Below are 14,031 nucleotides of genomic sequence, written 5' to 3' on the forward strand. Positions count from 1 at the left end.
GAAGGTGAATTCACATTCACATATGGGAAAGAAGCTCCGATGTCAAACAGCTTTGCCCGGCCAGCGACGCAGGCGCGGTCCATGAAGACCCAGCAGAAGCTGATGGATGCGCTTGAGGCGCTGCTGCGGGAGAAAGACTTTGACGCGATTTCGGTGCCCGACCTTGCAGCCGAGGCAGGCGTCGCGGTCGGCACCGTATACCGCCGTTTCGAGAACAAGGAGGCGCTAATCCCGCTCCTGTTCGAGCTCTGGAAGACCCGCAGCGCGCTGCAGATGGAAACCGCCGCGGTCCAGGTCGAGGAAGTGACATCCGCCGACCTTCGCCAGCTCCTTCGCAGGCAGATGCGAGCGGCATACAGCTTCATCCGTGAGCAAGCCCACATACTGCGCGCGGTGCACTTGCAGGGACGGCTTCGCCCGCAGCTGATCGGCGAGGATTGGAAGCAGCTCTGGAAGGATGCGCTTGCGGGCAACCGGGCCTTTCTGGAGCTTGTGAAAGACAGGATCGGCCAGTCAGATCTCGACCGCGCGGCAGAGATGATGATCTACATCGCCAACACGGCGCTCGTCGAAAAAGCCCTCTTCGATGAGGACGGTCCGGGATACGTCGTCACCGCAGAAGGCGATGCCTTCGCGAACGAGATTGCCGACATTGTCTATGGGTATCTGTCCTTGGAAGATATCTGATCGAGGCGAGCCTCAAATTCGGATCTCGTCGCCATAAACCACACACGCGGCCCCCGATTGGACTCGCGAACAAAGTCCCTGAGCGCGCTGTTCGCGTCGACCTTGGCCGAGATGTCGCCGATGAAGGCCACGCTTAGCTGATAGTTGATGATCTTCTGGATGAAGCGCCCTGCCTGCCGCGTGCTGAGATCGAGAAACCCGTCTACAAGCCGTGAGACCGGAATCGCGACCCAGTCCGCATCCGTTGAAAAGGCCTCCGACAGGACATCGCTGGCGTCCTGTTCACCTGCAAGGAGGGGGCCGTCCGCATCCAGCCAGACAACGGTCGTCCCGCCCGCTTCGGTTATCGTCGCTGTCATACCAGCGTGCCCGTCTTACGACGCAGGAAGTCCGACACTTTGCCTGCGGCATCGGCAATGAAATGATAGGCTTCGGGTCGATAATCCACCTCGATCTTCGGTGCGTGCGCGTCGACCCGTCGGCGGATATCAGCCGAATCGATAAGGGCGTCCCGGCCCGCCGCGATGATGAGGACAGGCATGGATAGACGTGCCAGCTCTTCATCCGTCAGGCGTGGTATTTTCATGAAGCGCGGACGTGCCTGATCCATGACAAGGTTCATGAAGGCTCCGAAACGCTGAACCTCTGCCGGAGTGTTCTCCTCATCGGGGGCTGGACCCAGAATTAGCTCGCGGATCTTCTGCGCGCCCGTTTTGCCCATGAAGAAAAGCGGGAAAGCCTTGAGCAGGAAATTCTTCTGCCGCCCTATGCCTGCGGGCACGATACCGGCCAGTGCGCGCACGCGGCCCGGGCGGCGGTGCGCATAGTCGAGAACCAGCCAGCCGCCGAGCGACACGCCGCAGAATGCCGCAGCCTCGACGCCCAGCGCCTGCATGACATCGTCCAGCCAGAGCGCATGGTCCTCGCTCGCCAGCGGACGGCGTACAGGTGCAGAAAGGCCCGGCTCGCCGATCATGTCGACGCAATAGCAGCGAAAGTCACTGGCATAGGCCTCTATCTCAAGCATCCAGCTCGCCGAATTGGCCGACGAGCCGTGATGCAGGAACAGCGCCGGGCCATCTTCAGGTCCGCAGACAATGACGAACGTCTCTCCGAAACGCGTTTCAATCCTGCGTGGCTCTGCCGGAACTGGCCAATAGGTCAGCAGCTCTCTATAGGCCGCCTCTAAAGCCTGGCGCCCAGCCTCGCTCTTGAAGACGTCGGCCACGGGTCAGTCCCGACCGGTATAGAGTTCGATCAGGCCAAGTACTGCGATGCTGGCACCGACGCCGCCCAGACATACGACTTTGAGACGCTGGCGGGCCTCATCATAGACCGTCTCGACACGAAGGGCGGGCGCATCGCCGCGTCGCCCATTCGACGCCGCGACGATCCCGTCCGTCATGCGCATGGCCTCGTCACGGCTGATTCCCTCAATCTCGACAATAGTAGAGGCATCGACATGCCTCGGCGGCGCGCCGACTGAAGGCGCTTCGGGAAGCCCCGCATAGCGGGACATGGCCTCACGCGTGATGCGCCAGGACTTGCCGACCTTCTGGGCTTCAAGCCGCCCCTCACGGATGTGCCTGCGTACCGTGCGCGCGTGTAAGCCAAGCTCTTCGGCGACGTCTTCGGCTGTTAACAGTGGGCGTGACATGGTCGGCTCCTTTATTATTACATAAATGCACAATAAATGGAGTCAATAAGGACGTTTATGGAACTTTACGGGCCAATAATGCCGTGTACCGGGCCCGCACGCGTCCTTGTACACCGGTCAAGCGCATGGCCCTCCTGGCTCTCTGAGCCGGAGCGACTTTTCGAATTAGGATTAAGAATACCGGGTTGAGCCTAGCGCAGCGCCTGACGGACGGCTTTGCCGGCGGTACCGGTGTCGATGCGGCCGGGATAGCGGCTTTGCAGCTCTGCCATGCAGCGGCCCATATCTTTCAGCTTGGTCGCTTCCAGATCGTTCACCACGGCATCGACGGCACTTTCCAGGGCAGCGCCCTGAAGCGGTTGCGGCAGGAAGGACTGGAGAATCTCCATTTCCTCGCGCTCACGCTCTGCATCCGTGATGCGGCCTGACTCGTCGAACTCACGGGCCGACACTTCGCGCTGGGCCACCATGATCTCGAGCAGCTTGCGAACTTCAGTGTCTTCGCACCCCGCGCACTGGCCCTGTCCACGGGCCGTGACGTCACGATCGCGCATGGCACAGCTCACCAGACGCAGCGTGCGCGCACGGATGCCTTCGGCATCGTCGACTTCAGCTTTCTGGAGTGCGATCAAAACACGGTCGCGGATCGTGTTAGCTGGAGAAACTTCTGTCTGTCCCATACCTGCTCTTTTATACATGGACCTCGAACTTGACGCCCGGGTCACTGCACGCCTATCTCACGCCGCCGGAGGATGAGGTCTGTTAGTGACCGAATCCCTAATGGCGTCTGACAGGACGCGAGGAGATACGCGCATGACCACCGGAAATCAACCTGATTCACCAGCAACTGGCGCGATCGCGCTGGCAGATGGAACGGTTTTCCTCGGCCACGGTTCCGGCGCCGCAGGCGTTGCAGTGGGGGAGCTCTGCTTCAACACATCGATCACGGGCTATCAGGAAATCCTCACCGACCCGTCCTATGCAGGTCAGGTCGTGCTCTTCACTTTCCCGCATGTCGGCAATGTCGGCGCGAACCCGGAAGACCATGAAGAATCCTCCGCTGAGGCAGGCCGCGCCGCGACGGGCGCCGTCTTCCGCGAGCCAATTTCGCCGCCGTCCAACTGGCGCTCGCGCGATCATTTCGACGCCTGGCTGGCGAAGAAGAACATCACCGCCGTCTCCAATGTCGACACGCGTGCGCTCACCCGCATCATCCGCGAGGGCGGCATGCCGAAATGCGCCGTCGCCTACGCCCCGGACGGCAAGATCGACGTCGAAGCGCTGATCGAAGCGGCCCGCGCCTGGGAAGGCCTCGAAGCGGCTGACCTCGCGCTGAATGTTGTTGGCGATGCCGCCTATGACAATTCCGAGCGCCTCTGGGACCTTGCCACCGGCTTTGCCAATAATGAGCAGACAGACTTCCACGTCGTCGTGCTCGACTATGGCGTGAAGAAGAACATCCTGCGCAACCTCGCCCATGTTGGTGCGCGCGCGACCATCGTTCGCGGCGACACGCCGTTTGAAGAGATCATGAAACTGAACCCGGACGGCGTCGTCCTGTCGAACGGCCCGGGTGACCCGGCCGCGACCATCAAACGCTGCGGTGACACGATCAAGAAGCTGATCGATAGTGGCAAGCCGCTGCTTGGCATCTGCCTTGGCCACCAGCTTCTTGCGCTCGCGCTGGGGGCGCAGACCAGGAAGATGCCGCAGGGCCATCACGGCGCGAACCACCCGGTGAAGGATTTCGAGACCGGCAAGGTCGAGATCGTGTCCATGAATCACGGCTTCACCGTCGATACCGCGACGCTGCCGGACGGCGTTGAGGAGAGCCACCGCTCGCTCTTCGACGGCACCAATTCGGGCCTTCGGGTCAAAGGCAAGCCGATCATCTCGGTCCAGCACCACCCCGAGGCGAGCCCCGGCCCGCAGGACAGCTTCTACCTGTTCCAGCGCTTTGCAGGCTTCATGAAGGACCAACAGAGCTGAACGCCATCTCCCCTCCCCCTGAAGCGCTTTGCGTGGGGGACAATCGTATCGGCGCCATTGCCGACGATCTCGCAACCAAAGGATGGAGCTGGCAGCCCGGCCTGCTCCCGGATGCGCTGACATCGGCGCTGCGCGCTGAACTCATCGCCCGCGATGCAGCCTCTGACCTTGGCCCTGCAGGTATAGGCCGTGAGGACGACTTCCATGTCGACCGCTCTGTCCGGCGCACGCGCATCACCTGGTTCGATGGCTCGACGCCAGCCCAGCAGGACTTCCGCAGCTGGACCGAAACGCTCCGCAATGCGCTCAACCGCGAACTGATGCTCGGCCTGTTCGAGATGGAAGTCTGCTTTGCCGTCTACCCGCCCGGCGGCTTCTATGACCGCCACCTCGACAGTTTTGCAGGCGCGCGAAACCGCGTTGTCTCCCTTGTCGCCTATCTCAACGAAGACTGGGACGAGGGTCGCGGCGGTGCATTGGCAGTGTGGGATGAAGGCGCAGGCGAGGAGGACGCCCCCGCCGCCCGCATCATTCCGCAGCCGGGCGGCGTCGTTCTGATGCTGTCAGAAGCCATCCCACACGAAGTCGAAGTCACGCAGGAAACCCGCTACGGTCTTGCCGGCTGGTGGCGCGTCAACCAGTCCGGCGTCGGCCGCATCGATCCGCTGAGCTAATTTCTCAAACCCAACACAGCCTCATGGTGAGCGAAGTCGAACCACGAGGCGAGCAGCCAGCGCAGACGCCCTCGTCCTTCGACATCGCTCAGGATGAGTACGTTGAGGGGTCAGCTTGCCAGCGCCGCCAACCGCTCTTCGCGCAGCGCTTTCAGCTTCGGCCCAAGCGTCGTCTCGAAATAGCGGTCACAGCCGATGCACATATTCTCGACGGTTCGCCCTGCCCCGTCGACCGCGCTAGACATGGCACGGAAGGCGTCGGCATCCTCGATCATGGCGTCCGGCGCGCCGCGATTGATCGCCTGTATCTCTGGCAGCGTTCCGACGCTGGTCAGGATGTCCTCGAGCCGCTCCTCGGTCAGCTTGCCAAGCGGGGCCTTGGTCTTGAGACAACACGGATAAATCGACCCGTCAGGCTCGATGGCCACTTCTGAGCCGGCTTGCCCAAGGTGGAGGAAGTTCTTGCCACCAGACCAGCGCGCGCAGAAATTCGTATCATAGCCCGCATTGGAAAGGCCATTGGCCCAGGCCCGCCCACGCGGCCAAAGCTCCCCGATCCAGAGATCTTCCTGAGCCCCGAAGAACAGGAAGGTCGGCCCATCGGGACGCTTTTCCTGTTGTGCTGGCATGTTCAGCTTCTTCGATTTCGCCCCGCCCAAAGACACTTCGCTGACGCCGCGCGACGCCATCAGCTCCCTTATCTCCTGCATGAAGCGGAATTTCTTCTCGCCTTTCATGCCGACGTGGAAATCGTCGATGGAGGCGATGGCGATGCTCTCCACCCCAAGCTCGAGGCATTCATCGAGGATTTGCGGCGTCAGCACATCACCTGTCATCTGCATGGAGATTTTCGGCGCCTTCGCCCCCCAGCGCGCCCTGATCGCCCGCAGGACTGGATAGAACAACTCTTCGCGCACCCCGTCGATCAACAGTTCGCCGCCTGCAAGGATAAGGTTTGTGCGCTCACGCGTGCCGTTTTGCGGGTCAGCCCAGCTCATATCGTCGGGCAGATTGGCGAGGATACGCTCATACGAGGTCTGTCCCTCGGCGACGACATTCTTCAGGGCATCGCGCACATAGGGCCGGAAACGGTCGTCATAACAGTGCTTGCACTTGCGATGGCAGGCCCAGGTAAGGACCCAGTAGATAGACTGCATTTTGCTTCCCGCCGTCTGGTTCAACCTCCAGCGCTAAAGCAAGTGACCGGCCCTTGCGAGGGCCAGTCACGAGAATTTGCTCTGATGACGGAAGGTTACTCAGCGCCGTCCAGCTCCAGCACATCCTGAAGGAACAGGGTTTCGGCCTCGCGCTGGAAGTCACGGTTCGACTTCTTGGCAAAGCCGTGGCCTTCATCCATGGCGAGCAGGAACCACGCCTCGCCGCCATTCTGGCGGACCGCTTCAAGGATCTGCTCAGCTTCGGATGCTGGCACGCGCGGATCGTTGGCGCCCTGAATGATGAAGAGCGGCTTGGTGATCTCGCTTGCATTGTTCAGCGGGGAAATCTCCTCAAAGAAGGCCGCAATCTCCGGGTCACGCTCATCGCCATATTCGGCGCGGCGAAGGTCGCGGCGATATCCCTTGGTGTTCTCAAGGAAGGTCTTGAAGTCAGAGATACCGACAATGTCGATGCCGCCGGCGAGGCGGTCATTGTAATCGACCATCGAGGCCAGAACCATATAGCCGCCATAGGAGCCGCCATAGACCAGCACGCGGTCGCTATCGAGGTCGCCCTGCCCATCGATCCAGTCGAGCAGCGCGCCGATATCCTCGACCGACTTCTTGCGGTTTAGGCCATTGTCGAGGCTCACATAGGTCTTGCCATAACCGGCAGAGCCACGGACGTTCGGCACGACGACGGCCGCGCCAAGTTCGTTCGCCCAATACTGATAGGTCGAGGAGAAGTAAGGCCGCGACTGGCCTTCAGGCCCGCCATGGATCGACAAGATGACCGGATAAGGCCCCTCGCCTGCCGGGCGATAGACGAAGGCCGGAATATCCATGCCGTCAGCGTTCGGATAGTCGAACATCTCCGGCTCGACGAAGGCGGCAGTATCAAGCCCGCCGACTTCGGCTTCGGTCCAGCGGGTCAGCTCCAGCGTCTCGACATCGAAGGACCAGGCATCAGCTGGGCTGGTCGCACCAACAAAGGTAAAGCCGACGCGGCTGCCCGTGCTGTCAAATTGCGGGCCGGCCGCAATCCCCGTCGGAAGGTCTGGGCCGTCGGTCACCTCGCCGCTCTCAATATCGAGCAACTTGATCGTGCCGAGACCGCCCTCATTGACCGTAAATACAACCGTGCTGCCATCCGGGGACAGGTCATAGCCTTCGACGTCCCAATCGATATCGGTGGTGTAGACAGTCATCTCATCAGACCCCGGCACGAGGCGGACCAGGTTCTTGAACTCCGAGCCTGCATCGGTGGAGGTCAGCAGGCTGCCATCTGGCAGGAAGTGCAGGCCATCATAGGCAACTTCCTCACCGGGGCGTATTTCAGTCATCTCACCTGTTGCGACATTGAAAGTGAAGATGTCGCTGTCCTGGATGGAGATGTAGCGCTGGATGGTCACCATGCTGCCATCGGCGGAAAAATCGACCGGGAAGAGCGCGCCTGTGCCGTCGCCCTCGAACACGGTCTCAATGCTGGCTGGGTCAGCCGGATTGCCCATTTTCAGGTCGTAGTCGGCGTCTCCATCGCGGGCTTCGTAGAAGAAGACCTGCGAGCCATCATCGGTCCACACATAGCCGCCATTGCGCGTGCCCGCTTCGGTAAACCGCGTGACGCCGCCGCTCGCCATGTCGAAAAGGTAGCCCTGATAGAACTCATCGCCGCCTGTATCCTTCGAGAAGACAAAGCTGCCGCCAGCCGGGCTGACGGATGCGCCGCCAATAGGTTCATCGTAGAAGGTCACCTGACGGCGCGCCCCAAGCGGCGTCTTCACCTGGTGGATCTGGCTGACCTCGCCAAAGCGGGTGGCGATCAGCACGCCCTCATCGGTCCAGTCGGCAAAGCCGTGCGTGCGCACATTCTGATACTGGCGAAGCTTCTCACTCACCGCTTCCGGGATGTCCGGAATATTCTCCATGACAAGGTTGCCTTCGGTCACGCGTTCGGCAGTCGTCGGCGCCATCGCCTCCTGTGCGCTGGCGAAAGGGGCCGAGATGAGCGCTGCCGCAGCCACACCGGCAAGGGCGGATGTCTTGTAGAACATTGAGTGTCTCCTGATCGCGTGAAATGGCCAGCAGCGGACACCGCCAACCTGTCAGGAATGACTATAGGCGCCTTGCCTCACTCGTGAAGGCCGCAGGCCTTTTCCGAAGTTGGATTAATGACGTGCCCGGTTGAAGCGTTCGCGAGCAATAGGGCAGACAGATAGCAGGCCCGATAACGACTGGAGCACCCCATGAAACATCCCGACCTCCCCGCTGAAGGCGGATGCCGCTGCGGCGCAGTCCGCTTCCAAGTCACGCAGCCGCCGCTCATCACAATGGCCTGCCACTGCACGGGCTGCCAGAGAATGTCGGGAAGCGCCTTCTCCACCAGCGTTGCCTTCCCGGCGGAAGGCTTCGAAGTCATCAGGGGCGAGCCGGTCATTGGCGGGCTGAAGCGACCCGACCTCCCGCACTTCTTCTGTCCTGACTGCATGAGCTGGATGTTTACGCGGCCTGCCGCGCTCGACTTCATGGTCAATGTCCGCGCGACCCTGTTCGATAAGACAGGATGGTACACGCCCTTCGTCGAAACCCAGACGGCCGAAAAGCTCAGCTGGGCCGAGACCGGCGCGCCGCACGGCTTTGAGCGCTTTCCAGGACCTGACGATATGGGCCCGCTGATCGAGGCTTATGCAAAAGCGGCGGCCGCAGCCGCCTAGCGAAGCGGGCCGCAATTGGCCTCATACATTTCGACATATTCCGGCATCCAGTCGCGGAAATTCTGCGCGCGGGTCTCTGAGGCCGGGTGGGTCGACATCCATTCAGGCGGGCGCTGACCGCCGCCGAGAGAGCCCATACGCTCCCACAGCTCTGGTGCCTCACGGGGGTCATAGCAGGCCCGCACAAGCAGCTCGAGGCCAATGCGATCGGCTTCGGTCTCATGCTGGCGCGAGAAGGCCATCATACCGCCCTGCGCCGCGACACCCATCGCCCCCAGCACCATCTGGCGCTGGCCGGGGTCCATATCGCCAACACCGACGCTGACGGCTGCCATGCCGAGCTGTGCAAGCTGGCTCTGGCTCATCCGCTTGGCGCCGTGATGCGCCATGGCGTGACCGATCTCATGGCCCATGACGACGGCCAGCTTGTCCGGGTCCTCAAGGTCGGCCAGCGTCACCTGCCCGTCGAAATTGCCGGTCACATCAAGGATGCCCGTATAGACGGCGACATAGCCGCCCGGCAGGCAGAAGGCGTTGGGCTGATCAGACTGGATGACATTATAGGTCCACGCGAAATCCTCTGAGACGGGGGTGAAGTCCCACCCGGCTGCCAGAAGATCGCGCTCATATTCCACGGCGGCGCGCTGCAGGCGCTCGCCAATGGCACGCACTTCATCCACAACGTCCCGGGCGACCTCGCTCTGGCAGCGATCAAGGCAGAGCACGTTCGACCGTTCCTGCTGCAGGATCTGCGCATAGGATTGCGCGCCGAGCTCACTCGCCTGCGAGATCGAGATCGCATTGAATTCCCGCTCACCCGAAAAAGGGTTCACTTCCTGATTGGTGAAATAATAGAAGGCGAGCCCCGCCAGCCCGAGAAGAATAACAATGAAACGTCCCAAGTGTGTGCCTCGCTTTTGCTGCGCGTGATGAGCTTCCCAACCTAACTAGTTCCAAAGCCCCCCTCTTGAAAGAGTTGAGGCCTGGAAGCGTTGACAAGGCCACAATGTCTGACAAGTCTCGCCCGCGATGACCGACACCCCAGAAAAGCAAGCCAGCCGCACGCCGCTGCCCAGCAAGATCATCGACGTTATCGCCGAATGGGCGCTCTATGCGTCCGTTGCGCTGATCATCATGGGCATCTCTCAGCCCTCCATCATGAAGCCGAATTATGTGGGCATCATGATCGAGTACAATCTCTGGGGCCTGGTTGAGACGCTGATTGAACTCAACCTCTTTTTCCTCGGCATGGTGGTGGTCTTCTTCTCCGGTGTCTTCCCGCTGGCAAAGACATTCATCGCCGCCATCATCTTCCGGCGCGGCGCGCCTCCCAGCCCGAAGCTCGCCTGGTGGCTCAACGTGCTCGGCAAATGGTCGATGCTGGACGTGTTTCTCGCGGCCCTGCTCATTGGCCTGTCGCAGACCATGGCCTATGTCGGCTTTCACCCGCGCATCGGGCTCTACTATTTCGCGGCAGGCGTGATCCTGAACAATATCGCGACCATGCGGCTCTCCTTCGCGCGCTGGAAACCGGCCAGCTAGAGAAGCGGCTCGACCGCCTCCAGCGGCCCCGGCTCATCGCTATCTCCACTACCTTCCTGATCAGAAACACCCGCGCCGCGCTTTGCTGCGGCAATCGCCGCCAGATGGGAGATGTCGCGCGCCTGAAAGACGCCTGCATAACTGTACCAGATCAGGATGAGCAGCAGGCCCGCCGCTAGCCCGACGCCAACCAGCATGGCTTCAGGACCGGCATACTCGACCAGCTCCAGCACCGTTCCCGGGAAGAACTGATTGAGGATCACAAGGAAGCCGACGGGGATGGTGATATTGGCGATCAGGCTGAGCCGCATCGCCGCCTCGGCCTGCTCCAGATTGATCCGCGCATAGGTCCGGAAGATGACAAGTTCCCTGTCAGAGAGCCTTTCCAGCTTTGGCATGAGTTGCGCAGCGCCCTTTGAGCCTGTCAGTCGTTCGAGGCGTTTCGGACCAGTGCCGACGCTCAGCCCGCTCATCCACGACCTGCGCGGGCGCATGCCGCGAAAATTCGAAAACAGGCGCATCGCTTCGCGCCATAGTTCGCCAGCTGTCATCAGCCCGCCTGCATCACCTGCCATCGAAGCTCCCCGCTCATGCTTGTGCCATCACCTGATCGATCCTAGCCTAAACACTTACCGCGCCGATAGCATTGCGCTTCAGGCTTCCATGACTAGATTTACCGCATGACAGACCAAGCCCAGAACAAGCCCAAGCTCGAAATCCGCGTCATTCCGACGACGCCGCTACAGCAGAACACCTCTCTCATCTGGTCGATCGAGAGCAAGGAAGGCGTGTTTGTTGATCCGGGCGGGGATATCGACAAACTGATGGGCGCGGCCAAGGAGTTTGGCGTGAAGATCGTCGGCGTCTGGCTGACCCATGGCCATATGGACCATGCAGGCGCTGCCGCCGCCGTGAAAGAGCGTACTGGCTGTGAGATCATCGGCCCGCATAAAGACGACCAGTGGCTTTTGGATGAGATTGAGTCCTCCGGTCAGCGCTATGGCATCACAGACGGAAAAAACGTGACGCCGGACCGCTATCTCGACGATGGCGATGAGCTGGAGCTCGACGGCGTGAAATTCGGCGTGGCCCACACACCGGGTCACACGCCCGGCCATGTCGTGATCTATAATGAAAGCGGCGCGCTAGCCTTTGTGGGCGATGTCCTCTTTCGCGGCTCAATCGGCCGCACCGATTTTCCGCGCGGCAACCACACGCAGCTGATCGACTCGATCACCTCGAAGCTCTGGCCGCTCGGCCCTGAAATCCGCTTCATCCCGGGCCACGGCCCGATGAGCACGTTCGGTCAGGAGCGTCAGGATAATCCCTTCGTCGCAGATGCCCTGACGGGCTATGCTGGCGCAGAGAAACAGGCCGCCAGCGAAATCGACCAGAAGCTGTCGAAGCGGTATAGCTAGTCCTGCTTTCGCTCCCAAGGGAATGGCTCGGCCTGTATAACTAGTCGGAGTTTCTCTTCCGGAACTTCGACTACTCGAAGTCGGCTGGTGGCCTCTTCTTCTGCAGGTTCGAATATGTAGATAACCGTTCGTCCCTCTTTCTCAAACCTGAGGAAGATACGGCTGTCGTTCGGCTCCTCTCGCGAGCTTGGCTCGCTCCACTCTAGTTCTGTCATGCCGCCCCGGATATCGGCGATTGAATCTGCAAGCGATTCTTCAACCTCGAAATGCAAGAAGGACGCTTCAGCCGTTGCCTGCTGCGGGTTTAAGAGCCGGGCGCCTTCCGGAACGTAGACATCGTCAGATATGCGGTGACCACTTTCATAAGATATTGCCGACGGCACCAGAACCACCGCGACCGGATGCTCTGCTGGCACTTTCATGCCGCTCGGATCGTCTTCCTGAAAGATCAGCGTTGCTTCGGTCGGCTGTGTCACATCGAAAGTGATCTCGCCTTCGAACGGGACCTGTTCCTCTGTCATCCAGTTTGACTGGGACGAGGCGTAGGACTCGGCGATCACATTGCCCTGGCCATCGACGATGCGGACCGGGAAGTCCCCCTCGAAGTACCAGAGGCCAGACGCGCTGCCTGAAAAACGGAGCGGAGACGTCACTTCATCGCCCGGCTCGAGATCGTTCAGCGTCAGCTCCATCGAGACATCGCTCGCGCCAGTTTCGGCCTGCTCGCCCTCTCCAATTGGCTGTTCCGGCTCCTGCGAAATGTTCGGAGAGCAGCCTGCAAGCACGAATGCGATCAATAGACGTTTCATGAGGGACCCTTCGGTTTCTGGCGTGTCTTTTCATGAGCGTAACATAGGAGAGCGGCGCTCTCCCACCCTCTCTGACCTAGGGTCATGGCTGACGTTGGCAGGCGCGTCAGCTAAAGTGCGCTTATGGACCTCAAGACAGACCCGAAGCTCGAGGATTTTCGCGCAGATGTGCGCGCTTTCTTCGAAAACGAATTTCCCAAGGACATTCTCGCCAAGACGGCGAAAGGCGCCTCGCTGACGACTGAAGAGGTGCGAAAGTCTGAAGCCGCGCTGGGCAGCAAGGGCTGGCTCGCGGCAGGCTGGCCAGCAGAACATGGCGGTCCCGGCTGGTCGCTTGAGGAACAATACGTCTTCGACGAGGAGCTGGAGCGCGCAGGCGTACCGACCGTCACCCCGATGGGCGTCGTCTATGTCGGCCCGATCATCTATACATTCGGCACGGATGAGCAGAAACAGCGCTGGCTACCGGGTATCCGCGATGGCCGCGAAGGCTGGGCGCAGGGCTATTCAGAGCCGGAAGCCGGCTCTGACCTCGCCTCGCTGCAATTTTCTGCGGTGAAGGAGGGGGGCGAATACGTCCTCAACGGCACAAAGATCTGGACGTCGGCTGCCCAGCATGCCGACTGGATCTTCTGCCTCGCGCGCACCGACAGCTCCGGCAAGAAGCAGGAAGGCATCAGCTTCATCATCGCGGAGATGGACCGGCCCGGCATCACCGTGACGCCCATCATCACGATTGATGGCAAGCATGCCCTCAACCAGGTGCATTTCGACAATGTTCGCGTGCCTGCCGACTATCTCATCGGCGAGGAAGGCAAGGGCTGGACCTATAGCCAGTACCTGCTCGGCCATGAGCGCACCTCCTATGCGCGCATTGGCGGTAAGCGAAAGCAGCTCGCCCATATCCGCAAGATCGCGTCATCTGTGCCTGATGGCGGCAATCACCGCCTGATCGATGACCCGGCCTTTGCCCGCAAGCTGGCCGAGGCTGACCTTGCCGTCGATGGCCTCGAAATGACTGTTCTGCGCGTCCTTTCAGCGGTGAAAGATGGCGGCGCACCCGGCAAGGAAGCCTCCATCGTCAAGATCCTTGCGACCGAGACGGCCCAGCAGATCACGACACTCTATCTCGACACCGCAGGCTTCAATGCCCAGCGCGGTTTTGCCGACTCTGTCAGCCCCGACTGGCTTGAAGGCGGAATGGCAACCAGCCATGCGGCGCCGGGCGTGTCGACCTATTTCGGGACCCGCGCCCAGTCGATCTATGGCGGCACGAACGAGATCCAGCACAACATCATCGCGAAACGTGTGCTTGGCCTCTAAAGGTTAGACGCCTACCCAATTTGGTAAAATTTTAAACAGTTACCTAGCATCATCTTCAAGC

General features: G+C 60.8%; 16 protein-coding genes. 7 read left to right on the top strand and 9 right to left on the bottom strand.

The window, feature by feature from the left end; all coding sequences use genetic code 11:
* Positions 1-39: 39 nt before the first annotated feature.
* Entirely contained in the window at positions 40-687 is a 648-nt protein-coding gene (locus tag KUV46_01695; GenBank protein QYJ01119.1) for a TetR family transcriptional regulator, read from the top strand.
* Here KUV46_01695 and KUV46_01700 read toward each other — a convergent pair.
* The 4 genes from KUV46_01700 to KUV46_01715 all read right to left on the bottom strand — a co-directional run bounded on the left by KUV46_01700 (position 657) and on the right by KUV46_01715 (position 3,024).
* Complete coding sequence (locus tag KUV46_01700; protein ID QYJ01120.1) at positions 657-1,046, bottom strand: DUF4180 domain-containing protein; 390 nt, start codon at positions 1,044-1,046, stop codon at positions 657-659. The two genes, KUV46_01695 and KUV46_01700, sit on opposite strands and share 31 nt — an antisense overlap.
* Positions 1,043-1,915: an alpha/beta hydrolase gene (locus KUV46_01705; GenBank protein QYJ01121.1), complete on the bottom strand. Its 873-nt coding sequence runs from the start codon at positions 1,913-1,915 to the stop codon at positions 1,043-1,045. Before KUV46_01705 ends, KUV46_01700 begins: the two co-directional genes overlap by 4 nt.
* Positions 1,916-1,918: 3 nt before the next feature.
* Positions 1,919-2,344: a helix-turn-helix domain-containing protein gene (locus KUV46_01710; protein QYJ01122.1), complete on the bottom strand. Its 426-nt coding sequence runs from the start codon at positions 2,342-2,344 to the stop codon at positions 1,919-1,921.
* 191 nt (positions 2,345-2,535) lie between these two features.
* The gene (locus KUV46_01715; GenBank protein QYJ01123.1) at positions 2,536-3,024 is read right to left on the bottom strand and encodes a GatB/YqeY domain-containing protein; all 489 of its coding nucleotides are present in this window, start codon (positions 3,022-3,024) and stop codon (positions 2,536-2,538) included.
* Positions 3,025-3,157: 133 nt separating this feature from the next.
* Between KUV46_01715 and carA the strand changes: the two genes are divergently transcribed.
* Both carA and KUV46_01725 read left to right on the top strand, forming a co-directional pair.
* Positions 3,158-4,333 (top strand): glutamine-hydrolyzing carbamoyl-phosphate synthase small subunit, encoded by a 1,176-nt coding sequence (gene carA / locus KUV46_01720; GenBank protein ID QYJ01124.1) that lies wholly within the window; start codon positions 3,158-3,160, stop codon positions 4,331-4,333.
* A 32-nt stretch (positions 4,334-4,365) separates the two neighbouring features.
* On the top strand, positions 4,366-5,007 hold the full coding sequence (locus tag KUV46_01725) for a 2OG-Fe(II) oxygenase (protein QYJ01125.1): 642 nt from the start codon (positions 4,366-4,368) through the stop codon (positions 5,005-5,007).
* 110 nt (positions 5,008-5,117) lie between these two features.
* On the opposite strand, the gene KUV46_01730 is transcribed toward KUV46_01725, so the two are convergent.
* Both KUV46_01730 and KUV46_01735 read right to left on the bottom strand, forming a co-directional pair.
* Positions 5,118-6,164 carry an SPASM domain-containing protein gene (locus tag KUV46_01730; GenBank protein ID QYJ01126.1) on the bottom strand — a complete coding sequence of 349 codons (1,047 nt, stop codon included), beginning with the start codon at positions 6,162-6,164 and terminating at the stop codon, positions 5,118-5,120.
* A gap of 95 nt (positions 6,165-6,259) precedes the next feature.
* Positions 6,260-8,218, bottom strand: a complete 1,959-nt coding sequence (locus KUV46_01735) for a prolyl oligopeptidase family serine peptidase (GenBank protein QYJ01127.1) — start codon at positions 8,216-8,218, stop codon at positions 6,260-6,262.
* 192 nt (positions 8,219-8,410) lie between these two features.
* On the opposite strand from KUV46_01735, the gene KUV46_01740 reads away from it, so the two are divergent.
* Positions 8,411-8,878, top strand: a complete 468-nt coding sequence (locus KUV46_01740; GenBank protein ID QYJ01128.1) for a GFA family protein — start codon at positions 8,411-8,413, stop codon at positions 8,876-8,878.
* Here the strand turns inward: KUV46_01740 and KUV46_01745 are convergent.
* Positions 8,875-9,780 (bottom strand): M48 family metallopeptidase, encoded by a 906-nt coding sequence (locus KUV46_01745; protein QYJ01129.1) that lies wholly within the window; start codon positions 9,778-9,780, stop codon positions 8,875-8,877. The genes KUV46_01740 and KUV46_01745 overlap by 4 nt on opposite strands.
* Positions 9,781-9,907: 127 nt before the next feature.
* Between KUV46_01745 and KUV46_01750 the strand changes: the two genes are divergently transcribed.
* The gene (locus tag KUV46_01750; GenBank protein QYJ01130.1) at positions 9,908-10,420 is read left to right on the top strand and encodes a paraquat-inducible protein A; all 513 of its coding nucleotides are present in this window, start codon (positions 9,908-9,910) and stop codon (positions 10,418-10,420) included.
* Here the strand turns inward: KUV46_01750 and KUV46_01755 are convergent.
* Complete coding sequence (locus tag KUV46_01755; protein QYJ01131.1) at positions 10,417-10,995, bottom strand: hypothetical protein; 579 nt, start codon at positions 10,993-10,995, stop codon at positions 10,417-10,419. The genes KUV46_01750 and KUV46_01755 overlap by 4 nt on opposite strands.
* A gap of 105 nt (positions 10,996-11,100) precedes the next feature.
* Between KUV46_01755 and KUV46_01760 the strand changes: the two genes are divergently transcribed.
* Positions 11,101-11,838 (top strand): MBL fold metallo-hydrolase, encoded by a 738-nt coding sequence (locus KUV46_01760; GenBank protein ID QYJ01132.1) that lies wholly within the window; start codon positions 11,101-11,103, stop codon positions 11,836-11,838.
* Here the strand turns inward: KUV46_01760 and KUV46_01765 are convergent.
* Positions 11,835-12,647, bottom strand: coding sequence for a Gmad2 immunoglobulin-like domain-containing protein (locus tag KUV46_01765; protein ID QYJ01133.1), 813 nt, complete (start codon positions 12,645-12,647; stop codon positions 11,835-11,837). The genes KUV46_01760 and KUV46_01765 overlap by 4 nt on opposite strands.
* A gap of 123 nt (positions 12,648-12,770) precedes the next feature.
* Here KUV46_01765 and KUV46_01770 point away from each other — a divergent pair, with 123 nt between their 5' ends.
* A complete protein-coding gene (locus KUV46_01770) occupies positions 12,771-13,970 on the top strand; it encodes an acyl-CoA dehydrogenase family protein (protein QYJ01134.1) in 1,200 nt (399 codons plus the stop codon).
* Positions 13,971-14,031 lie beyond the last annotated feature (61 nt).

Origin of the sequence: Thalassovita mediterranea, from assembly GCA_019448215.1 — a bacterium.
GTDB lineage: Bacteria > Pseudomonadota > Alphaproteobacteria > Caulobacterales > Hyphomonadaceae > Henriciella.

Bases quoted from the DNA above. Each gene is read 5' to 3' on its own strand.
- KUV46_01695 (QYJ01119.1), top strand. From the start codon at position 40: ATGTCAAACAGCTTTGCCCGGCCAGCGACGCAGGCGCGGTCCATGAAG.
- KUV46_01700 (QYJ01120.1), bottom strand. From the start codon at position 1,046: ATGACAGCGACGATAACCGAAGCGGGCGGGACGACCGTTGTCTGGCTG.
- KUV46_01710 (QYJ01122.1), bottom strand. From the start codon at position 2,344: ATGTCACGCCCACTGTTAACAGCCGAAGACGTCGCCGAAGAGCTTGGC.
- KUV46_01715 (QYJ01123.1), bottom strand. From the start codon at position 3,024: ATGGGACAGACAGAAGTTTCTCCAGCTAACACGATCCGCGACCGTGTT.
- carA (QYJ01124.1), top strand. From the start codon at position 3,158: ATGACCACCGGAAATCAACCTGATTCACCAGCAACTGGCGCGATCGCG.
- KUV46_01730 (QYJ01126.1), bottom strand. From the start codon at position 6,164: ATGCAGTCTATCTACTGGGTCCTTACCTGGGCCTGCCATCGCAAGTGC.
- KUV46_01735 (QYJ01127.1), bottom strand. From the start codon at position 8,218: ATGTTCTACAAGACATCCGCCCTTGCCGGTGTGGCTGCGGCAGCGCTC.
- KUV46_01740 (QYJ01128.1), top strand. From the start codon at position 8,411: ATGAAACATCCCGACCTCCCCGCTGAAGGCGGATGCCGCTGCGGCGCA.
- KUV46_01750 (QYJ01130.1), top strand. From the start codon at position 9,908: ATGACCGACACCCCAGAAAAGCAAGCCAGCCGCACGCCGCTGCCCAGC.
- KUV46_01755 (QYJ01131.1), bottom strand. From the start codon at position 10,995: ATGGCAGGTGATGCAGGCGGGCTGATGACAGCTGGCGAACTATGGCGC.
- KUV46_01760 (QYJ01132.1), top strand. From the start codon at position 11,101: ATGACAGACCAAGCCCAGAACAAGCCCAAGCTCGAAATCCGCGTCATT.
- KUV46_01765 (QYJ01133.1), bottom strand. From the start codon at position 12,647: ATGAAACGTCTATTGATCGCATTCGTGCTTGCAGGCTGCTCTCCGAAC.
- KUV46_01770 (QYJ01134.1), top strand. From the start codon at position 12,771: ATGGACCTCAAGACAGACCCGAAGCTCGAGGATTTTCGCGCAGATGTG.